16 protein-coding genes are annotated in these 19,889 nt (G+C 73.4%); 4 read left to right on the plus strand and 12 right to left on the minus strand.

Features of this window, described 5'->3' with window-relative positions:
• Positions 1 to 23: 23 nt before the first annotated feature.
• From H181DRAFT_RS02545 to H181DRAFT_RS02565, 5 genes are all read right to left on the minus strand, one after another.
• A complete protein-coding gene (locus H181DRAFT_RS02545; RefSeq protein WP_254666667.1) occupies positions 24 to 1,574 on the minus strand; it encodes a TrkH family potassium uptake protein in 1,551 nt (516 codons plus the stop codon).
• Entirely contained in the window at positions 1,571 to 2,884 is a 1,314-nt protein-coding gene (trkA, locus tag H181DRAFT_RS02550; protein ID WP_045862452.1) for a Trk system potassium transporter TrkA, read from the minus strand. The genes H181DRAFT_RS02545 and trkA overlap by 4 nt, the downstream gene beginning before the upstream one ends.
• 176 nt (positions 2,885 to 3,060) lie before the next feature.
• The gene (locus tag H181DRAFT_RS02555; RefSeq protein ID WP_045862453.1) at positions 3,061 to 3,603 is read right to left on the minus strand and encodes a GNAT family N-acetyltransferase; all 543 of its coding nucleotides are present in this window, start codon (positions 3,601 to 3,603) and stop codon (positions 3,061 to 3,063) included.
• A gap of 171 nt (positions 3,604 to 3,774) precedes the next feature.
• Complete coding sequence (locus H181DRAFT_RS02560; RefSeq protein WP_052708411.1) at positions 3,775 to 4,482, minus strand: maleylpyruvate isomerase N-terminal domain-containing protein; 708 nt, start codon at positions 4,480 to 4,482, stop codon at positions 3,775 to 3,777.
• A 112-nt stretch (positions 4,483 to 4,594) separates the two neighbouring features.
• Positions 4,595 to 4,942, minus strand: a complete 348-nt coding sequence (locus H181DRAFT_RS02565; RefSeq protein WP_045862454.1) for a DUF1330 domain-containing protein — start codon at positions 4,940 to 4,942, stop codon at positions 4,595 to 4,597.
• A gap of 198 nt (positions 4,943 to 5,140) precedes the next feature.
• Here H181DRAFT_RS02565 and H181DRAFT_RS02570 point away from each other — a divergent pair, with 198 nt between their 5' ends.
• From H181DRAFT_RS02570 to H181DRAFT_RS02580, 3 genes are all read left to right on the plus strand, one after another.
• Positions 5,141 to 5,587, plus strand: a complete 447-nt coding sequence (locus H181DRAFT_RS02570; RefSeq protein ID WP_045862455.1) for a DUF1622 domain-containing protein — start codon at positions 5,141 to 5,143, stop codon at positions 5,585 to 5,587.
• A 1-nt stretch (position 5,588) separates the two neighbouring features.
• The gene (locus H181DRAFT_RS02575) at positions 5,589 to 5,831 is read left to right on the plus strand and encodes a hypothetical protein (RefSeq protein ID WP_045862456.1); all 243 of its coding nucleotides are present in this window, start codon (positions 5,589 to 5,591) and stop codon (positions 5,829 to 5,831) included.
• Positions 5,832 to 6,741: 910 nt separating this feature from the next.
• The gene (locus H181DRAFT_RS02580) at positions 6,742 to 8,343 is read left to right on the plus strand and encodes an ABC transporter substrate-binding protein (protein WP_045862457.1); all 1,602 of its coding nucleotides are present in this window, start codon (positions 6,742 to 6,744) and stop codon (positions 8,341 to 8,343) included.
• 184 nt (positions 8,344 to 8,527) lie between these two features.
• Here H181DRAFT_RS02580 and H181DRAFT_RS02585 read toward each other — a convergent pair whose 3' ends face one another.
• The 6 genes from H181DRAFT_RS02585 to H181DRAFT_RS02610 all read right to left on the minus strand — a co-directional run bounded on the left by H181DRAFT_RS02585 (position 8,528) and on the right by H181DRAFT_RS02610 (position 17,617).
• On the minus strand, positions 8,528 to 10,468 hold the full coding sequence (locus H181DRAFT_RS02585) for a LamG domain-containing protein (protein WP_139131657.1): 1,941 nt from the start codon (positions 10,466 to 10,468) through the stop codon (positions 8,528 to 8,530).
• Between the two features lie 388 nt (positions 10,469 to 10,856).
• Positions 10,857 to 12,386: a glycosyltransferase family 87 protein gene (locus H181DRAFT_RS02590; protein WP_074467671.1), complete on the minus strand. Its 1,530-nt coding sequence runs from the start codon at positions 12,384 to 12,386 to the stop codon at positions 10,857 to 10,859.
• 179 nt (positions 12,387 to 12,565) lie between these two features.
• Positions 12,566 to 13,498, minus strand: a complete 933-nt coding sequence (locus H181DRAFT_RS02595; RefSeq protein ID WP_052708412.1) for a hypothetical protein — start codon at positions 13,496 to 13,498, stop codon at positions 12,566 to 12,568.
• A complete protein-coding gene (locus H181DRAFT_RS02600) occupies positions 13,495 to 14,433 on the minus strand; it encodes an ATP-binding cassette domain-containing protein (protein WP_045862459.1) in 939 nt (312 codons plus the stop codon). The genes H181DRAFT_RS02595 and H181DRAFT_RS02600 overlap by 4 nt, the downstream gene beginning before the upstream one ends.
• A complete protein-coding gene (locus H181DRAFT_RS02605; protein ID WP_045862460.1) occupies positions 14,430 to 14,828 on the minus strand; it encodes a GntR family transcriptional regulator in 399 nt (132 codons plus the stop codon). Before H181DRAFT_RS02605 ends, H181DRAFT_RS02600 begins: the two co-directional genes overlap by 4 nt.
• A 401-nt stretch (positions 14,829 to 15,229) precedes the next feature.
• The gene (locus tag H181DRAFT_RS02610) at positions 15,230 to 17,617 is read right to left on the minus strand and encodes an ATP-binding SpoIIE family protein phosphatase (RefSeq protein ID WP_052708413.1); all 2,388 of its coding nucleotides are present in this window, start codon (positions 17,615 to 17,617) and stop codon (positions 15,230 to 15,232) included.
• A gap of 224 nt (positions 17,618 to 17,841) precedes the next feature.
• Here H181DRAFT_RS02610 and H181DRAFT_RS02615 point away from each other — a divergent pair, with 224 nt between their 5' ends.
• A complete protein-coding gene (locus tag H181DRAFT_RS02615; protein ID WP_045862461.1) occupies positions 17,842 to 18,537 on the plus strand; it encodes a hypothetical protein in 696 nt (231 codons plus the stop codon).
• A 14-nt stretch (positions 18,538 to 18,551) separates the two neighbouring features.
• Here H181DRAFT_RS02615 and H181DRAFT_RS28660 read toward each other — a convergent pair whose 3' ends face one another.
• The gene (locus H181DRAFT_RS28660) at positions 18,552 to 19,598 is read right to left on the minus strand and encodes a hypothetical protein (RefSeq protein ID WP_045862462.1); all 1,047 of its coding nucleotides are present in this window, start codon (positions 19,596 to 19,598) and stop codon (positions 18,552 to 18,554) included.
• Positions 19,599 to 19,889: the final 291 nt, after the last annotated feature.

Raw genomic sequence — 19,889 nt, forward strand, 5'->3', positions numbered from 1 at the left:
CCCTCCGCTTCCGGCCGCGGCGGTTACGCGCGCCAGTAGTTCCGGTGGAGCAGCACCGCCAGGGGGACGATCTCGATTCTGCCGAGCAGCATGAGGGCCGTCAGGGCCGTCTTCGACACCGGACCGAGCGGCGCGTAGGAACCGAACGGGCCCACCTCGCCGAACGCCGGGCCCACGTTCCCGAGGCAGGCCGCCGCGGCGCCCAGCGCCGTGAACGCGTCCGTGCCGCCCGTGCCCGTCGCGGCGTCGACGGCGACGCAGAGGGTCCCGAGTGCGAGCGTGACCACGTAGAGGACGACGAACAGCAGCACGGAGCGGAGCGCAGGGGCCTCGACGACCCGCCCGCTGACCCGTACCGGGATGACGGCGTCGGGGTGGACGGCCTGTTCCAGCTCGCGGCGGGCGAAGCGGAAGAGGGTGAGGTGCCGGACGACCTTGATGGAGCCGCTCGCCGATCCGGCGCAGGCCCCGACGAACATCAGCCCCAGCAGGGTGACCGTCGCGAGCGTTCCCCAGGTCGACCAGTCCACCGTCGCCAGACCGGTGGTGGTCATGGTGGAGACCGCCTGGAAGGCCGCGTGCCGGACGTCCCCCGGCGCGTCCTCCGCGGGGCCGCCCGGGACCAGTTCGGCAGCCAGGACCGACGTGCCCACGACGAGCAGGCAGAGATACAGGCGCAGCTCGTCGTCGCGGGCCACGCCCCGGTACTGGCGCAGCGCGGCGAGCCGGTACAGCCGCAGCAGGTTCACTCCCGCGACCGCCATCAGCCCGCACAGCACCCACTGCGTCACGGGGGCGAGGCCCCGGGCCGAGCCGGCGTCGGGGGCGAATCCGCCGAGGGCCACGGCCGACGTCCCGTAGGAGAACGCGCCGGCGAGGTCCATGCGCCGGTCCAGCCCGCTCCACCCGAGGCAGGCGAGGGCCAGGACGCCGAGCACCGTCACCGCGACGTAGACCTTCCAGAGCCGCTGGGCGGTGTCGCGGATGGTCGTGCCGAGCGACTCGACCTCGACGGAGCCTCCCGGCAGTTCGTAGCTGAGGAGTTCACGGCCGCCGATGCGCAGTCGCGGCAGCACCGCCAGCGCGAGGACGATGACCCCCAGGCCGCCCAGCACCTGGGTGGACTGTCGCCAGAAGAGCATGGCGGGTTCGAGTGCGCTCACGTCGGTCAGGACGGTCGCGCCGGTGGCGGTGAAGCCCGACATCGCCTCGAAGTACGCGTCCACGGGGTGGCGGAGCTGGGGGACGCGGCCCAGGACGAACGGCAGCGCACCGAAAGCGGGCACGAGCAGCCAGACGGCGACGACCACCAGGAACCCCTCCCGGACACCCAGCGGGGGACGCCTGCCCGTCAGGCGCTTCAGCGCGAGGCCTGCCGCCGCCGCTCCGAGTCCCGCGGCGAGGAAGGGCCACGGCGGTCCGCCCGACGCGAGCGCAACGGCAGCCGGGGCGGCGAACGCGACGGCGAACCACGTCAGCAGGGCGCCGACGACGCCCAGTGCCGTCCGCACGTCGACGCCGATCCGCCGGTACGGGCGCCACCGGCGAACCGGCGTGAGGCGCGGGAGCGTCACAGGTCGCGCTCGATCGCGGGAGCGCTTTCGGGCTCGGTGAGGACGATCGCGCGGTCTCCCGGGCGCAGCAGGTCGTCCCCGTCGGGGAAGAGCACCGTGCCGTCGCGGACGAGGGCGCCCACACCGGCCCCGCGGAGCGCGTCGACGGGGCGGTGCGCGAACCGGCTCTCCGGCCGGACGGTGATGTCGAGGACCTCGAAACGGCCGTCCTCCAGCATCGCCATCTGGTGCGTGCGTTCGTGGAACGTGAAGCGGGCCATCTTCTCCGCGGTCTCGTCACCGGGGGCGATCGCGACATCGACACCCGCGGCCTCGAACACCTCGGCCGCGGCGGGGTCTTCGAGGACCGACATCGTGAGCTCCACCCCGTGAACCTTCGCCAGCACCGCGGCGTGGAGGTTGCGGGAGTCGTCGCCGCCGGCGAACACGGCCGCCCTGGCCGTGCCGATGCGCTCCCGGCGGATGAACTCCGGGTCGAGGCCCGTCCCCTGGAACACGCGTGCCCCGGCGAGCGAGTCGGCGGCCGCGTGCGCCCGCGCCGGGTCCGGTTCGATCAGCCGCACGGAGATCCCCTTGTCGAGCAGCACCCGGGCGATGGCAGTCCCGACGCGCCCGCCGCCGAAGAGGGCCACGTCGTCGACGGGGGCGGCGCCCGCGACCAGCCGGCTCCACGCACGTGCGGCCGGCAGTGACGCCATCACGATCACCCAGTCACCGGGCCGGACGTCCGCGTGGGAGCCGGGCTTGACCCAGCTCCCGTCCCGTACGACGGCGACGAGCCGCGACGCCGCGGGCCGCTCCGCCTCCCCCCGGAGGCGGCCGGTGAACTCCGGAGGCTTCTCCTCGCGCACGTCGATCCCGAGTACGACCACCTCTCCGCCGGCGAAGAAGTCGACGTGGCGGGCGCCCGGAACCTCGAGGACGCGCGCCACCGCGCTCGCGGTCTCGAACGCCGTCGAGACGAGGAGGTCCACGTCCAGGTCGCCCGCACGCCAGGCCGCCAGGTAGTCCATGTCGGTGGCACGCACCACCGTCCGCGCCGACGACAGCCTGCGGGCGAGCATGGCGATCACCAGATTGACCTCGTCGCGCGATGTGCACGCCAGGACGAGGTCGGCGTCGGCCACGCCCGCTTCGAGCAGCGTCTCGCGGCGCACGCCGCTACCGTGCGTGATCCGCACGTCGTAGACGTGCGAGAGCGCCTGCAGGCGCTCCTCGTCGAGGTCGATCACCGTGCACTCGTGCGTCTCGGCGAGCGACTTGACCACGGTGTGGCCGACCTGGCCCGCACCCACCACGATGACCTGCATGGCAGCATCGTGGCACGCACGGATGCCGCACGACCGCCGCATCGCCCGCGGCCGGCCGCCGGACGGCGGGCGGGCAGTTCGACGCGGCGGTGTGCCTGGGCGTGGACCGGAGGCCGGGGCCCGGGCACGGGGTGCGACGCTCACGGAGCGTCATGTCCCGCGCCGTTGCGGACGGATCAGCTCTTCGACGCCGGCTTCCACTCGTGGGCGAGCAGCCCCAGCACCACCTCGTCCATGAACTCGCCCAGCACCCAGGCCGAGGAGCGCATGACGCCCTCCCGGACGAAGCCGTTGCGCTCGGCGGCCCGCAGCATCCCGGCGTTGTCGGAGAGCGTCTCGATCTGCAGCCGCTGCATGCCGCGCACGACGAATCCGTAGTGACACAGCACCTCGACCACGTCGGTGCCGTAGCCCTTGCCGCGGGAGGACGGCAGCAGCCCCAGCCCGAGGTGCGCGAACCGGTTGTGGGTGTCGATGCCCCACAGGTTCGCGCTGCCGATCAGCGAGCCGCCTTCCAGCTCCACCACGGAGAACGGGACGATCTTCTGCTCCTTGTCGTCCACGACGAACGGCGCGTCCTTCGAGCCGGGCGTGATCGGCCGCCAGGGGCCGCCCTCGGCCCGCGAGGAGTTGACCACGTCGCCGTGGAGCTCGGACCGCAGTACCGGAATGTCCTCGTCGTGCCGGGCCCTGAGCCCGACCTTCTCGCCCCTCAGCATGGAGGCTTCCTATCCGAACGGGCCGAACAGCGGCAAACCAATTAGCCGGGCACCGAAGGGGATCGGGGATGGCGCTCGCCCCGGGCACCCGTACTGGGGCGGGCGTTCCGGTGCGGCTGCTTCCGGCCCCGCTGCCGGGCGGACCGCAGGGGCCGGGCCCGGCCGGGGTGCTCATCCGAACAGCGGGAAGCGGTCGGCGTCCGCCCCCAGAGCCTCCCGCTCGGCACCGGTCAGGGGCGCACGCCCGGTCCCCACTCGCGCGTACCGCACGTCGTCCCACGTGGCCGGGGCCGACCACCCGAGGAGCCCGTCGAGCGTGCGCCGCACCAGCCGGAGGCCCTCCGCCGAGGGCCCGGGAGCGTCGGGCAACGAGACGACGAGGTCGAGATGGTGGACCGTCGCCTCGACAGCGAGCGTGCACATCAGGTCGCCGGCGGTCAGGGCGTGGCCCTGAGTCGCCACCGGCTTCTCGGCCGCCGCGCTTCCCCCCTTGTCCGCCGCGGTCGCCTCCGCTGCGTGCACGACCGCGGCGACCGTCTCCGCATACTCCTCGCGGAGTTCGTCCATGTGCGGGAACAGGCCGGCCACGGCCCGCACCTGCCTCCGGCCGGCGTGCGCGCGGGCCGTCCCGGGGCGCCAGTCCTCCCAGTACGTGACGGCGTCCCGGTCCGGTCGCCCTTCGGCGGGGGTGTGCAGCGCGACCAGGCCGCGGCGCGCGTCGCCCAGGCAGTGGAAGACGAGGTCGCGCACCGACCAGCCCGCGCATCCGCTCGGCAGCCACGACTGTTCGTCCGTGACCGTCGAGACCACGGCGTCGAAGGCGAGGTAGGCCGCGCGCAGCGTTTCGGCCGGCCGCGGCGGTTGCTGGTCGTGCGGCATGCCGGCAACCGTACGGCGGCGGCCGACAGGCCGGCAACGAAGGCGGCCCGCGCACACGGACACCGACGCCGTCCCACGTGGCGGGCCGTCGCGGGCCCCGCCGGGGCGGGCGCTATCCGGCAGGCAGGGCGTCGCGCATCGCCCGCACGGCCCCGGCCGGGTCGTAGCCCTCGGGAACGCCGTCGACCAGGATGATGTCGCCCTCGATGTGCCGGCGGCGAAGCGGCGCGATCTCCCGGTACGCGGGCGAGTCCCACCAGGCCCGCGCCTCGGCCGCTCCCGGGAAGCCGATCATCACGACGTGCCCGGGCCAGCTCCCTTCCTTCACCTCGTGCTGTGCGGCGTGCACGAGGTAACTCCCGCCGTACCGCTCGAAGGTGGCGGGCAGTCGCTCGATGTACTCGGCGATGTCCGGGTGCGGGGGTGCCTCTCGCAGATGCGCGATGACGTAGGCGGGCATGGCGTCCTTCCGGCGGTTCCGGCTCGGTCGCCCGAAGCGTCCCATCGGCGGGCACAGGGGTCGATTACCTGACGGGTAACCGGACTCCAGGGCCGCAGCCGACCGGGTTCCAGTCCGCGGTGCCTGGCGTGTCTGCCATTGGAAGGGCCTGGGACACGGCCGGTGAGAGGGGCTCAGGCCGACGGGTAACGCCCAGGCATGATCCTTTCGTGGGAGCTACTGCCGGAACCGGACCTGCGTGAGGCCATCGGCGTCCTCGTACGGGTGGTGGAGACCGCGGGCGCGTTGATCATCTTCGTGGGGGCCTGCTGGGCGTTCGGGCGCTTCATCGCGGCCGTCGTACGCGGCCGGGGGCGCGCGGAGGGCTTCAACCGCATCCGGCTGACGCTGGGCCGGTTCCTCGTGCTGGGCCTCGAGTTCCAGCTCGCGGGCGACGTGCTGCGGACCGCGGTGGCGCCCAGCTTCACCGAGATCGGGCAGCTCGCCGCGATCGCCGCCATCCGGACCGCGCTCAACTACTTCCTGAGCCGCGAGATCGCCCAGGAACGTGCCGAGATCGAGCGCGAGACGGAAGCGGAACCGGGCCCGCCCGCGGGAACAGAGGCGGGGACGGGCACCGGCACCGGCCGGCGGAAGGCGCCGTGAGGTGGCCACCGCGATCGAGGCGGCGGCGCTGCTCGTCACCGCGGCCGGCGTGGTGTCCTTCCTGACGGCCTACGCGGCCACGCGACGGATCCGCACGGCACTGCCGCTGCTCCTGGACTTCCTCATGGCGGCCGGGCTGATGCGCCTCGCCGGGGACCTGTCGTGGGGCGGCATCCTGCTGACGGTGGCGATCATCGCCGTCCGCAAGGTCGCCGCCTACGGCGTCGAGGAGAAGAACACATGACCGGACGCGGCTGAACCCGGCCGTCGCGACGGACGAGGAGCACGAGGAGCACTCCTCTTCAGGCGTGGGGCGCGCATTTCAGCCATGCTGGTCCTCGTCATTCGCAGGGCGACGACAGCCCGGACAGACGTACGCTCCGGCCGAAGCGGAATGCGTCCGCGAAAGGGCAGCGCCGGCCCTGCGCCCCCGGGGGCATCGCGTACGGCCCCCTTCCCGCCCTCAGCCGTCGACGCGCACCGGGCCCCGGGAGGCGATTCCCGGAGGACCCGTCCGGACCGGCATTCACGGACCGCGGACGGTGCTAAAGTCCGCGTTTCGACCCCTGTCATTCCAGCCACTTCGCGGATCGGCGGGAAGTGCTCATCGGCCTGCGTGGACCTGAATACGGTCGTGCCCGGCTGCCCGGTGCCTTTACCGCCGGCCGGATACACGAGGCGACTTCTCGCGCCACCCCGGACCGGAAGACATTTCATCGCCCGTGGTTCACTCCGGCGCCTTCCGCCCGGCTTGCCATACCCGGACAATGACGCTGCGATCCGGAAATCAGGAACGAATTCCCCAAGGGGCACGGGACATTGGCGTTTTCCAGTTCTTGACGGGCGCTCAATGATGAGCGAACTCGCCCGCACGCCACCGGAGTTGCTGCTCTCGCGCTTATAATCGAGCAAGGCATCGAAAATTCCGTACTCATGTGGTGGATATCGAGTCAGACGGGCGATCCACGAACCACTGTGCCCGCATTGGTTCGTTGACGTGCGATACGTTCCTGCATCCGTCTTGCGGACCCGGTGATCTTTTGTCCGGTGCAGGGTGGCGTTCCGCGCCATCCTGCACCGGACTGTCACTGCGGAAAGTATTGGCGTCTCTCCGCGCCATTCGCCTGTGGGACAGACCAAGGAGGGCGCCGTTCATGAACCGCAGGACTCTTACGCCACTTGCCCTGGCCGGGCTGCTCGCCTCCACTCTCGCCGCCTGCAGCGGCGGGATGAGCGGGAAAGAGGGCAGTGGCGGGACCATCGTGGTGGGGACGACCGCGAGAGTCGCGGTCACCGAGGACACCCCGGCACCCTTCGACCCGGCTGCCTCGTACGACGACAGCTCCTGGAACATCATGCGCAACACGTTCCAGACGCTGCTGCGGCCGCCCCGTACGGGCACCGAACCGGTGACCGACGCCGCCGAGAAGTGCGGCTTCACCGACAAGCGGAACGAGCAGTACAGCTGCACGCTGCGGGAAGGGCTGACCTTCTCCAACGGGAACAAACTGAACGCCGAGGACGTGGAGTTCTCGCTCGAGCGCCTGCTCCTCATCGACTTCAAGGGCGGGCCGGCCTCGCTGTTCAGCAACGTCGACGAGGTCGAGGCGGAGGCCGGCAACAAGGTCGTCTTCCATCTGAAGAAGCCGGACGCCACCTTCCCCTACAAGCTGGCCACGCCCGCCGCCTCGATCGTCGACAGCCAGACCTATCCCGCGGACCGCCTCGCCAAGGGCTTCAAGGGAACGGGCTCGGGACCGTACGTACTCGACGACTTCGACGCCAAGCGGCGCAAGGTGCTCCTCTCCGGCAACCCCGACTACCGGGGAGCCTCACGGGCGAAGAGCGAAAAGATCGAGCTGCGCTTCTTCAACTCCTCCAAGAGCCTTCAGAAGGCGCTCGACTCGGGCGACGTCGACCTGATGAACGGCGGCGTCTCGTCGCGCTACATCGAGCAGCTGGAGGCGGACCGCGACGACCAGATCAAGCTCGTCGAGCAGCCCGGGCAGGCCGTCCGCTACCTCGTCTTCGACACGGAGGACGAGACGGTGGGCCGGCGCGCCGTCCGTCAGGCGTTCGCCCAGGTCATCGACCGCAAGCAGCTCGTCAGTACGGTGTATCCGCGTACCGCCGAGCCCCTGTTCTCCGTCGTGCCCGGCGGACTGGTGGGGCACACCAACTCCTTCTTCAACGAGTACGGGGAGCCGGACGAGAAGGCCGCGAAGCGCACCCTGCGCAAGGCCGACGTGAAGACCCCGGTGCGGCTCTCGCTCCACTACCCCCAGGTCGGCAAGGGCGGCTCCGGCGCCAAGGAGTTCGCGCTGCTGGAGAAGCAGCTGAACGACTCCGGGCTCTTCGACGCGAGCGTGGAGATCGAGCCCCCGACGTCGTACAGCACCGCGTCGCTCAGGGGGGAGTACCAGGTCTACGGCTTCGCCTGGCTGCCGGACTTCCCCGACGCGGACAACTTCATCGCGCCCTTCTTCGCGAAGGACAACGTCCTCAACTCCCCGTACTCCAGCAAGGAGATCCGCGAGGAGCTCATCCCGGACACCCGGCGGGAGCCGGAGCGCGCCGACGCCTCGAAGAGTTTCGCCCGCGCCCAGGACATCGTGGCCGACGACGTCCCCGTGCTGCCGCTGTGGCAGGGCAAGCAGTACGTCGCGGCGCACGACGACATCACCGGTGTGGAGTGGGCGCTCAACTCCTCGTCGCTGCTGCAGCTCTGGGAGCTCGACCGCGGGGTGAGCAGCTGAGGCGTGCCGGAGTCCGGCCGCGGAACGACAGCCGAGCGGTGGTCGCTGCACGGGCGTGCGCCGGTGCAGCGGCCTTCCGCCGCTGAGGCAGCGGAATCCCCGGCTCGCGGAGCGTGCGAGCCGGGGAGCCGGACATGACGCACGCCGCCCGCGCCGCGGGGAGGCGCGGGCGGGACGGGACCCGTCAGGACTTCTGCGCCAGCGCCTTCGCCTCGGCCGAGGAGACGGCCCTCCCGAACGCCTGGACGTCGTCGACTGCCCCGACGAGTCCCTGGAAGAACTCGTTGCCCGACAGTCCGCGGCCCACGATGAACCTCTCCGACGACGCGAAGTCGTCGGTGCGCTCCACGGTCTGGGCCAGGCGGCCGTCCACGTACAAGCGGACCTGGTCGGCGGCGTCGTCGTAGACACCGGTCAGGTGGGTCGGCACGCCGGGCCTGACCGGGGTCCGTGAGACGGCCACGTCCGCGGCACCCTCGGCGTCGCCCGAGTCCTGCCTCGGTATCCGCATCTCCCACTGGGCCTCGTCCGCGTCGTACCGCAGCATGAACGCGCTGGCCTCGGAGGAGTCCTGGCTCACGACGGTCTGCGAGAGGTCCGTGCGGTCCAGCCTGACCTGAACCGACACGGAGAAGCTGCTGCTGGTGTCCACGACGGGGCCCGGCGCGGCCACGAACTGGCTGCCGTCGAGAGGCAGAACGCCGTTGACGGGTATCGGACGGGACGCGCCGAACAGCGAGCCGTCCTTGCCGTTGCCCGAGCTGTCGGACGTCACGTTCCTGCCGTCGGCCTTCTCGAACAGCCACGCCACCGAGGCGCTGCCGACGGACGGCGCGGAAGGCCGCGGATCGCTCGGCCGGGGTGCCGGAGCGCTGGTCCTCGGCGGCTTCGTGGAGGGCCGCGAGGTGGACTTCGCCTTGGCCGTCGCACGGGCGGGGCTGGGCGTGTCGATGGCGGCCGGCGCCTCCTTGGCCGACAGCGCCGGCTCCTTGACCTGCGGACCGCTGCCCGCGCCGTCGTTCCCGACGAGGCCGAAGGCGAAGACGGCGCCGACGGTGCAGACACCGGCGAGAGCGGTGCACCGCACCACCAGGTCGACGCGGCGCCTGGCGCTCGGACGCGCGTGGCCCCTTCCCTCCGCCGCGGGGGCCGCGTGCCGCCTCCTGCCCTGCGCGGGCGCGAGGGCCGCGTGCCTCCCCCTGCCGGCCGGCTGGGTTCCGGACCGCGTGCCCCCGTCGCCGGCGGGGGCGGGCGCCGGGCCCTCGGACGTCCAGTCGTCCGCCGGCGGGGCGGCGGTGGGCGCCGTGCCCGTCCCGCCCACCCCGGGCATGAGGCTGTAGATCGCGTCCCCGTGCGTGCCACGGGTGGCGTGCTCCAGGCCGCCCCACGGCAGCAGCGCCCGCGCCAGCAGCGCACCGCAGTCGTGGCGCACGCTGCCGAGGTCGGTGACGATCCCGGAGCAGCGGGCGCACCGCTGGAGGTGGGGTGCGACCTCGGTGGCGATGTTGGCGGCCCGCGTGTCCGCGTAGGCCAGTACGAGCCGGTGGTAGCGGCCGCATTCCTCGTGCGGGGCGTCGCCCAGGGCGTGGACGTACGAGTTGTAGAGCTCCTCCGTCGCCCGGCTCAGCAGCATCGGCACCTCGCCCGGTCCGGCGCCTGCCAGCCGGCCGGTGAACGCGCTGTCGTCGCCCTCGACCGTCCGGTGCCACAGGACCGTCTGGCTGTGGGGCGGCAGGGCGGCGAAGGCGCGGGCGGCGAGCGAGTAGGGGTCCCCCGGGGTCGTGCCGTTCAGCATCATCGCGCCGGTCGCGTCGACCCAGGCCGCCAACTGCGGGTGCAGCACGGAGCGTTGGTGGCCCTGCGCCCACGCTGACGCCGTCCGCAGCACGGAGGAGAGCACGCACGCGCGCACGGCGCCGTCCGCTCCGCCGTCGAGCTGCTGCCGCAGCGCGCCCTGCCAGGCCTGGTAGGCCAGTTCGGCGGCGGCCTGCATGTGGACGGCGCTGACGGCTGCGAAGGTCCGCACGGCGGGGAAGTGGCGCTGCTCGAGCTCCTGGAGCGCGGAGGCGGAGCGTTCCCCGCCCGCCCGTACGAGACGGAGCAGCTCCGCATCTGAGAGGTTCACGCAGTCCATCCGGTTCCCCCGGGTCGATTCCCGGCGGTTCACGGCGTCTCCGTCGCGAGGCATGGGGGTCGCGGGGGTGACGTGGTCACAAGGCGATGCTTCGCGTGCGGATTCGACGCCGGGATCCGCGTCGATGTCATGGGTGGTCGACGTCAAGTCCAGCGCACTCGGGCCCCGAGCGCCATAGTCTTAGCAGCCTTGGGCCAAAGCTGTTCCTGCCGGTGAGTGAGTTGGTGGCGAGTGGTGCCGGTTCGTCCCACCGGCCCGTCTCCACCGCGGACTCCGCCCGGGCGATACGCCCCCTGCCGACTGCTGCGGAGGCGAATCCGGCGAAGCCGCACACCCTGTGGCGGACCCGTCGTTCCGCCCCCGCGGCAGCCCCCGCTCGTCACGACCGCGACCGCGACCGCGCCCCCGACGGCGACCCGGACCGCGATCCCGACCGCGATCCCGGCAGGAGACTGGACCAGCGCGCCAGCGCGGCGAACCTCGTGCGGCCCGGCCGCCCTTCGGGCCGGGCGGTGTCGCGGGCCTCGCGCCGCCCCGGCTGCCGGCGGAGGGCGCACCGGCGTCCGGCGGCGTCTCCGGTGCCTCCGCGACGGGGGTGACGGCCCGCGCGGTGCAAGTCACCGCTGCAGTGCGGACGGACGGGCGTCCGCGGTGCCCGGGCGGCGAGCAGACGGCCGTAGCGGCAGGCCGTTCCGGTCCGTACGGGCGCGGAGTTCGCACCCTCGGCGCTGGGACGTGTGAGGCGGAACCAGCAGAAGAGGACGAGCGGGTAGATGACGTAGCCGCTCCTGGTGGCCGGCGCGAGCAGCATCGCCAGCGCCAGGCCCAGCGCGATCCGCTCGGCCGCGGCGGAGCCGCTGCGCGGCGGGCGGACGAGGAGCGACGCGGCCATCAGGGCGGCGCAGACGGCCAGCGCGCCGACGGCGATGGCATTCCCGTGCGGGACATGGGTCGCCAGCAGGTGCCCCGGGAGCGGGCTCGCGGCGGACGACGGCACCTCGGCGAGACCCAGCGGGTAGAGGACGACGTGCTGCACGCACGCCCGCGGACCGGTCATGAGCACCGGAGCGGACACCAGCGCGAGCACGCCCGCCGCGGACGCCGCGCACCGCAGGACGGCCTTGCGGTGACGCACCGCCAGCAGGACGAAGACGACCGGCAGGGCCGGCCAGGCCGTCCACTTCAGTGCGGCGGCCAGCCCCAGTGCGACGCCGGCCCGGCCGCCGTCCCCCCTGCCCGCGAAGGCGAGTCCCAGGCACATCAGCCCCACGACCGGCGGGTCCACGCCGCCGATCGCCAGCGGCAGCGCGACAGCAGGGCAGGCGGCCACCAGCGTCAGCGCCGGCCGGGCCCGGGAGCCCGCCCCCGCCACGCGCGCGGCGGCGGCCATCGCCGCGAGGAAGCAGACGGCGAACCACAGGCGCGGCCCGGCGAGGACGCCGAGGCCGGGGACGTCGCCGAACACCGCTGCGGGCAGGCCGAACAGCGCCATGCCGGGAAGGTAGGGGTTGAAGTCGCTGACCTGGCGCGGATCGTCCGCGTAGGGGTTGCCGGTGGACAGCAGGAGCTCCCCCGCCCGCTCGACGACGCCGACCTCCATCTGCGCCTTGCCGAGCACGGCCAGCAGCACGAGCGGCAGCACGACGGCTCCGGCGACGGCGACCGCCCGGGTGGGGGGCGCCCACCGCCCGGGGCGTCTCACGGCAGTCACGGCGGCGGCCGCGTAGGCGGGCGCCGCGCACATGCCCCAGATCTGCTGCGGCACCCACGGCGGGGACGATGCGGCGAGCGCGAGCGCGAGCGCCGCGCACAGCGCCAGGCCCGCCGGCTCCCACAGTCGGCTGTCCCGCTTCCGGCGGGGTGCGCCGGGTGCCGGCGCGGCTCGCTCCATCGGCTTGGTCGCGGTCATGGTTCCCTCGTTCGGTCGTGGTGTGTGCGGTCCGGCTGGTACTCGGGCGCGGGCGGACCCGCCTCGCGCATCGAGGGCCGGGCTGCGGCGCCCGGCGGGGCGCGTGCGACTGTTTTCGGGCACGCCGGACGGCGCCACCGTCCCCTCGGCGGGCCGACGGCGGCGACGCGGCGTTCGGTTCAGGGGGTGCGGCGGCGCAGCAGCCAGAAGGAGGCAGCGACGGCGAGCCCGGCGATCAGGAGGAGGAAACCCGTCTCCACGAGCTGCACGGGCCAGTACAGGGAGGCCGGTTTCGCGCCGAGGCAGGCGTCCACGGAGTACTTGTGGTCGGACTGCTTCCACTGGCAGGGCATCGCCGCGAACCCGAAGGGGCCCTCGCCCTTCCGGGGGTGGGTGACGGCCGGCCAGATCTGGGTGCGCCACGGGTTCATCAGCCACGTGGAGACCCAGGTGACGAGACCCGCGACGGCGAGGGCCGGCAGGGTGCCCCGTGCCAGGAAGCCGGTGAGGACGCCGATCGCCAGGCCGAACAGGACGAGGGCGACCGTGGACGGCCCGAACGCGAAGTAGAAGTCCTGGATGTCGTAGCCCGCCCCGAGCAGGTCGTGGGCGTCGGCCCAGTGCAGCAGCGTGCGGAAGTGCAGCACGAGCGCGCCGGCCCCGACCGTGAGGAAGAGCGCGGGAACCGCGAGCTTCTCCTTCAGCCAGCTGGTGGGAGTGACGGCCTGGGTCCACGCCAACTCGGCCGTCCCGTTCTCCAGTTCGCGTGCGATGACCGCCCCGCCGGCCCAGGCCGCGACGACGGGGGCGATGTTCCGCAGCACCGAGGCGATCTCGTCGAGCAATCCCCAGAACTGGAAGAGGGCCTCCGCGTCGTTCGGGATCGTGCTGCAGTCCCGCACGCCGGCGGTGCCGCACCCTTCCTGGATCTCCACGGCGCCCGTTCCGTACGGGCCGTAGCGCAGCCAGAGCATGGCCGCCGTCGTGAGCACCACGAAGGCGATCCACACCCACATGGCGGGCCGGTGGAGCCGGATCACCGTCCAGAGGCCGCGGCGGTCGCTGGATATGCGGTCGGGGGCGTCGGTGCCGCGCTCGGTGCTGGCGGTCATGCGGCGTTCTCCTGTGATCGGGCGTGCTGTGCGCGCCGGACGGATTCGGGTGCGGCCTCCTCGGCGAGGAGGGGTGGTGCCTGGGTGTTGCGGAGGTGGGCCAGTACGACTTCCTCGACGCTGGGGCGCTCGGCCAGCCACTCACCGACCGGTGCGCCGTCCGACCTCACCAGGGCGGTGCGGCCGCGGCCCACGGAGCGCTGCTCGATCACTGTCTGCCGGGACGTGTCGAGAGCGGACGTGCCGGTGAGCAGCGTGTGCGCGGAGACCACTTCTTCGAGCCCGCCGGCGAGACGCAGCCGGCCGCCCGCCACCAGGAGCAGGAAGTCGCACGAGCTCTCCAGTTCGGCGATGACGTGCGAGGACATCACGATGGTGGTGCCGCTCTCGGCGGCGGCCATCAGGGCCCCGGTCAGCTGCTCGCGGGCCAGCGGATCCAGGTCGCCCATGGGCTCGTCGAGCAGCATCAGCTCGGCCTGCTTGCCGATGGCCAGGGCGAGCGCCACCCGCGTGCGCTGCCCTCCGGAGAGGGTGCGGATCTTCGTGAACGGGTCGAGGGTCTCGTCCCCGTACGCGATCCGCTCGGCGGCCGGCTGGTCCCATCGCCCCGTGTCCCGGTTGAGCTCCGCGCCGAAGCGGAGCGTGTCGGCGACGGACAGGTGGGGGTGGAGCGGTTTGGACTGGGCGACGTAGGCGACGCGTTCGCGTGCACCGGCCGGGGTTCGGCCGAGCACCGACAGGGTGCCGTACGTGGGCCGGAGCAGCCCGGCGGCGAGCCGGAGGAGCGTGGACTTCCCGGCGCCGTTGGGCCCGACGAGGGCACAGATCCGGCCCTGGGGAAGCCGGAAGGAGCAGTCTTCGACGACGGCTTCCTTCCGGCGCGAGTAGGCCATGCCCACTCCGGCCGCTTCCAGCGCGGCCACGGCGTTGCTCATGGGGTCTCCTGCGGGAAATGTCCGTCGAGGACGGAGTCGAAGAGGGCCGTGATGTCCTCCCGGCCCAGACCGTCCTCGTGGGCGCGGGCGACCCAGTGCTCCAGGTCGGCCCTGTAGCGCGAGTCGCCGGCGGCACCGAGCGAGGCCCGGACGAAGGTGCCCAGCCCACGGCGGGCCTCGACGAGGCCCTCGCGCTCGAGTTCGCGGTATGCCTTCAGGACGGTGTTCGGGTTGATCGCGGCGGCCTCGACGACCTCGCGGGCGGTGGGCAGCTTGTCACCGGGCCGCAGCAGTCCGAGCCGCAGCGCCTGCTTCGCCTGCTGGACGATCTGCCAGTAGGTCGCGACCCCGCTGCGGCGGTCGATCCGGAACTCGACGGTTCCCCCGGTGCTCACACACTCAACCCTTTCACTAATTGAGTAGTGAAAGGGTGGACGAGCGTGGATGCGGATGTCAAGCGGCATCGTCGATCCCGTGCTCGGGCCGGGCACGGCTCCGGGTCACGCGCGCTCTCACCGGCGCCGCGCCTCGGAGAACGCGGCACGAAGGTGGTGAACGGAGCCCGCCCGGCCGGGTGTTCGGCGGATGGGCAACGGTCGCGGACGGCAAGGCGAGCTGATCCTGGGCTGGGCGCACTTCGGGCTGTTCGGCCTGTACGGGAAGGGCGACCCGCTGGTGGATCACGGACGGTGCGACGTCCCGCGACGAGGCGTCGTCCGCCGCCGGGCCGGCGCCGGAATCGGACACCCCGTGAGGGCCGGGCTCGCGCCGGGCGGTACCCGGCCGGCCCGTGCGGTCACTCCGTCCCGAGAGGCGCGACCAGTGGCTCGGGGGTGAGGGGCTGTTCCGTCCAGATCGTCTTGTTGCCCTCCCGGCTGTACCGGCTCCCCCACCGGGTGGTCATCTGCGCGACGAGCCACAGCCCGCGCCCGCCCTCATCGGTCTCCCGCGCCCGGCGCAGGCGGGGCGCCGTGCTGCTGGGGTCGGTGACCTCGACGATGAGGGCGTCCGGAGAGCGGATGAGGCGCAGCCCGACGGGGCCGCCGGCGTAGCGGACGGCGTTCGTGACCAGTTCGCTCACGACGAGTTCGACGCTGAAGGCGATCTCCCCCAGCCCCCAGGCGGCGAGCTGGCGCACCGCCGCCGAACGCGCCTCGCCGACCGACTCGGCTTCGGCGGGCAGCGTCCAGCTCATGGTGTGCCACGGGGAGATGGCGCGGGTCCGGGCGAGCAGCAGCGCGACGTCGTCGTTGCGCTGGTGGCCCTCGAGGAGGTCGCGCAGGAGGGCGGGGCCGATCTCCTGCAGGGGTTCGACGTTGCGGCAGCGCTCCTGGAGGGCGTCGCAGAGCCGCCGCATGCCGCGTTCCAGGTCGCCGTCGTCGCAGACGAGGCCGTCCGTGTAGAGGGCGAGGACGCTGCCGGGCTCCAGGCGCACGACGTGGCTCTCGAAGGGCATGCCGCCCACGCCGAGCGGCGGCCCCGGCGGAAGGTCGAGCAGGCGCACGTTCCCGTCGGGGGTGACGAGGACGGGCGGAGGGTGCCCGGCGCTGGCCATGGTGCACTGCTGGTGGATGGGGTCCCAGACCGCGACCAGGCACGTGGCTCCGCCCGTGTCCCCCTGCTCCGGGTCCGCTTCGGCGGCCAGGTCGTGGACGAGGTCGTCCACGTGGTGCAGGAGGTCGTCGGGGTCGAGTTCGAGAGCGGCGAGCGTCTGGATGGCCGTCCTCAGCCGCCCCATGGCCGCCGCCGCGTACAGGCCGTGACCCGTGACGTCCCCGACCACGAGGGCGGTCCTCAGGCCGGGAAGGGGGATCGCGTCGAACCAGTCGCCGCCGACCCTGTTGCCGCCGCCCGCCGGGCGGTAGCTGCCGGCCGTCTCGGCCGCCATGGTGCTGGTCGCGGGCCGCGGAAGGAGCCGCTGCTGCAGGGCGCCTGCCGAGCGGTGCTCCCGGGTGTAGCGGCGGGCGTTGTCGAGGGAGATCGACGCGCGGGAGCAGATCTCCGTGAGGAGCACCCGCTCGTCCTCGGTGATGGCGTCGGCCTGGTCGGTGCGCCACACGGAGACGAAGCCGAGGGCGAGGCCCCGGGCGCTGATGGGGGCGACGGCGAGCGAGTGGCCGCCGGGCGGCACGAACAGCCGCTGCTGCGCCTCGCCCACGGCGGCGACGGCGCCCCGGCGGTCGGTGACGACCGCCTCCCCGTGCCGCACGGTCCGCAGGGCCTGGCCGTCGGGGAACGGGGGACACGGCGTGCCGGGCGCGAGCAGGCCCTCCGGCCACGGCCCCGTGGTGGCTCCGGCGACGCGGACGAGGCGCTGGCGGTCCCAGCCGCCGGCGTCGGGAGGGTCGTCGCCGATGAGGACGGACTCCGCGAGTTCCACCGTGGCGAGGTCGCCGAGGCCCGGTACGAGGATGTCCGCGAGGTCCTGGGCGACACGGCGGACGTCCAGGGTGGCGCTGATACGCACCGCGGACTCCCGCAGCAGTTCGAGGTGCTTGCGCATGCGCGTCTGGTCGGTGGTGTCCCGCCAGAAGGACAGCACGCCGCTGCGGTCGCCGTGGACGTCGGCGAGCGGCAGCACGCTCTGGGAGACGGTGCGGCGCCGCCCGTCGTTGAGCAGCGCCCCCTCCCGGTCGAAGACGGGGCGGCCGGTGGCGGTCGCCTCACGCAGCACGGCACGGAATGCCTCGGCGTCCGGCCCGTAGAGCACTCCGCCGAGCTCCGGCGCCCCAGGGGGGACGTTGGTGCTCAGCACGTTCAGGTCCGTGTCGTGGACGGCCATCCCCCGCTGCTCGGGCTGCGCGGCGAGAGCCCGGCGGATCGCGACGCCCTGCTCGCACTGCGCGGCGGTCTCGGCTGGCGTGGCGAGCACCATCCAGCCGGTCTCGCCGCTGCCGTAGCCGTCGCTGTCGAGCGGGGTGACCCGCAGGGCCACCTCGCGGCCGGTGCCGTCGCTGTGCCGCAGCAGCGTGAAGCCGTCCTCGGGAACCGCCCCCCTGGGCGGAGGGTCGGTCACCAGGTCGGTGAAGGGCTTCCCGATCACGTCCGGGCCGCCGTGCCCCAGCAGCTCGCTCGCTTCCTGCGACCAGCCGGTCACAGTGCCGGTGTGATCGAGCACGACGGTGACCGTGTAGGGGAGACAGAAGCCCAGCCCTCTTCCGGGTCGGTGAGAGGTGCTTCCCATGGTTTTTCTCCCATCCACACACCCATTGTCCCTCGGGCCGCGCGAGACCCGGCGGCCTCACCGTTCCGGGGACGGTGAGGCACGCGCACCGGGCCGGGTGACGGGCCCGTGCCGGCAGCCGCCCCGACCGCCGCGAGCAGCGGCTGGCATGCTGTTGCCCCGCCGGCGGTGTCCGTGCCGCCCGGCCCCGCAGTCGCCCCCACGAGCCCCGCGGAACGGTGTGCATGACGATCCCCCGGCAACTCGCGCCCGCGGAGCAGCGGTTCGAGGCCACGGCGCAGGTGGACCGCGTGTGGTACGCGGCGTTCGGATCCAACCTGCATCTCGCGCGGCTCGGCTACTACCTGACGGGAGGAAGGCCGCCCGGGGCGCGCCACACCTGCCCCGGCTGCCGCGACACCCGCCGGCCCGAGCGCACGGTGCCGGTCATGCTGCCGGGCCAGCTGTACTTCGCGCTGGAGTCGCCGACGTGGACGGGAGGTCTCGCCTTCTACGACCCCGAATGCGCCGGTGAGACGGCGGCGCGGGCGTACCTCCTCACCGCGGGGCAGTTCTCCGACATCGCCGCCCAGGAGATGCGCAGGGAACCCGGCACCGACCTGGACCTCGGCGAGGTGCTCGCCACGGGCCGGGCCGAGCTGGGGCCGGGGCGCTACGAGACGCTGATCTGCGCGGGCATGCTCGACGGTCTTCCCGTACTGACGTTCACGGCCCCCTGGGGCCGCGACGACGTCGCCTGGAACCCTCCGGCCGCCGCGTACCTGTGGCAGCTCGCCTCCGGGCTGGCGGAGGCGCACGCGTGGTCCCCCGGGCGCATCGCCGCCTACCTGACGTCGCGCCCGGGAGCCGCCGGGCACTGGTCGGCCGAAGCCGTGGCAGAGCTGCTGACGGCGTTCGAGCCGGACGCGGACCCGGTGTAGCGACGCCCTAGCGCCTAGCCCAGGATGCCGCCGAGGAGACCGCCCAGGAACCCGCCGTCGTGCTCGCCGCCGCCGTCCGAGCCGCCGCTCCCCTCGGAATCGCCGGAGCCGCCGGAGTCCGAGGACGAACCGTCCCCGCCCCCGGCCGTGCCGCTGGGCGACCCCGAGGACTGACCGCCGGACGGACCGGGTTCGGAGGACCCGCCGCCGTGCGAGGTGCCGCCGGTCGCCCCGCCCGAGGGGTGTGAGGTGGCACCGCCCTGCGCGGGAGGACGCGAGCCGGGGTGCTCCGCGCCGCCTCCGCCCTCGCGGACGCCTCCGGTGCCGCGGTCCTCGCCGGGCTTCGAGGGGGTGCCCGTCAGGGGCGGTTTCCCGGGAGGGGCGACGTCGGAGCCCTCCATCGGTTCCGGGCCCTGGTCCCTGTCGGTCGACGACGGCACCGACGGGTCGCCGTCCTGCGGCACCGGGCCCGAGTTCATCGCGCCGACCGTGAAGACGACGGTGCCCAGCGTCGCCGCGGCACCGAGTCCGAGGGCGACCCGCCTCCCGCGGCGTCCGCCGCGCGGCGCGCCCCGCGTCCCGTCCTCGTCTCCCGCGGGCCCCCCAGGATCGCCCGGGACCGGCCCCGCGGCCGCGTCGGTGTGCGGGGACGCGGCCTCGCCGCCGCGTCCGGCCGGAGTCTCCCCTGCCGCCTCGGAGGCGGGTTCGCCGCCGCTCTCCGACGCGGGCTCAGCGCCGTCCCCGGATGCCGCGTCCTCTCCCCCGCAGTGCCGCGACGAGGCGTCCCGGTCGTCCGCGGAATCCCCGTGGTCCGAGGAATCCCCGGCGTCCCCGGCATCCCCGTCCCGGCCTGTGTCCCCGGCCGCTCCGGCGTCGCCGCCCTCCCCGGTCCCGCCTGCGGCGGCGTCTGCCGGGTCGTCGGACTGGGCGCCGCTCTCATGCGGCCGGTAGGAGTCGAATATCGCGTCGACTTCCTCCACGGCCGTGCGCGCGCACGAGCATCGCGAGGGCTCGTCCTCCCGGACGCGTGCCCCGCACCCGGAGCACTTCTGTGCTGCCACGGGCGGTCCTCCTCAATGGCCACGGAGCCGCGTCCTGCAGGGGCCGTGGCCCGCAGGATCGCCGCATCCGCTCGTCTGTCGTCGCGACGTCTCTCAGCGGTGCCGCTCCCAGCCGGTGCCGTTCTCGGTGGTGACGTGCCGTACGCCGGCACCGGCGCAAGAGTGTTCCACGAAGGTAACTGGTTCTCGGCCGTATGTACGAAGATTCTGTGTTGACGTACGCACAGCTTGCCGCGGTGACCTCGGGCGCACCCGGGGCCACCGCGGCGACTGCGCGTCTCCGCCCGGACG

It is taken from the genome of Streptomyces sp. WMMB 714 (assembly GCF_900090125.1).
GTDB classification, from domain to species: domain Bacteria; phylum Actinomycetota; class Actinomycetes; order Streptomycetales; family Streptomycetaceae; genus Streptomyces; species Streptomyces daqingensis.

Coding starts and splice junctions, on each gene's coding strand:
- H181DRAFT_RS02595 (WP_052708412.1), bottom strand. CDS start 13,498: ATGACCGCCAGCACCGAGCGCGGCACCGACGCCCCCGACCGCATATCC.
- H181DRAFT_RS02600 (WP_045862459.1), bottom strand. CDS start 14,433: ATGAGCAACGCCGTGGCCGCGCTGGAAGCGGCCGGAGTGGGCATGGCC.
- H181DRAFT_RS02560 (WP_052708411.1), bottom strand. CDS start 4,482: ATGCCGCACGACCAGCAACCGCCGCGGCCGGCCGAAACGCTGCGCGCG.
- trkA (WP_045862452.1), bottom strand. CDS start 2,884: ATGCAGGTCATCGTGGTGGGTGCGGGCCAGGTCGGCCACACCGTGGTC.
- H181DRAFT_RS02615 (WP_045862461.1), top strand. CDS start 17,842: ATGACGATCCCCCGGCAACTCGCGCCCGCGGAGCAGCGGTTCGAGGCC.
- H181DRAFT_RS02555 (WP_045862453.1), bottom strand. CDS start 3,603: ATGCTGAGGGGCGAGAAGGTCGGGCTCAGGGCCCGGCACGACGAGGAC.
- H181DRAFT_RS02565 (WP_045862454.1), bottom strand. CDS start 4,942: ATGCCCGCCTACGTCATCGCGCATCTGCGAGAGGCACCCCCGCACCCG.
- H181DRAFT_RS02590 (WP_074467671.1), bottom strand. CDS start 12,386: ATGACCGCGACCAAGCCGATGGAGCGAGCCGCGCCGGCACCCGGCGCA.
- H181DRAFT_RS02570 (WP_045862455.1), top strand. CDS start 5,141: ATGATCCTTTCGTGGGAGCTACTGCCGGAACCGGACCTGCGTGAGGCC.
- H181DRAFT_RS02580 (WP_045862457.1), top strand. CDS start 6,742: ATGAACCGCAGGACTCTTACGCCACTTGCCCTGGCCGGGCTGCTCGCC.
- H181DRAFT_RS02610 (WP_052708413.1), bottom strand. CDS start 17,617: ATGGGAAGCACCTCTCACCGACCCGGAAGAGGGCTGGGCTTCTGTCTC.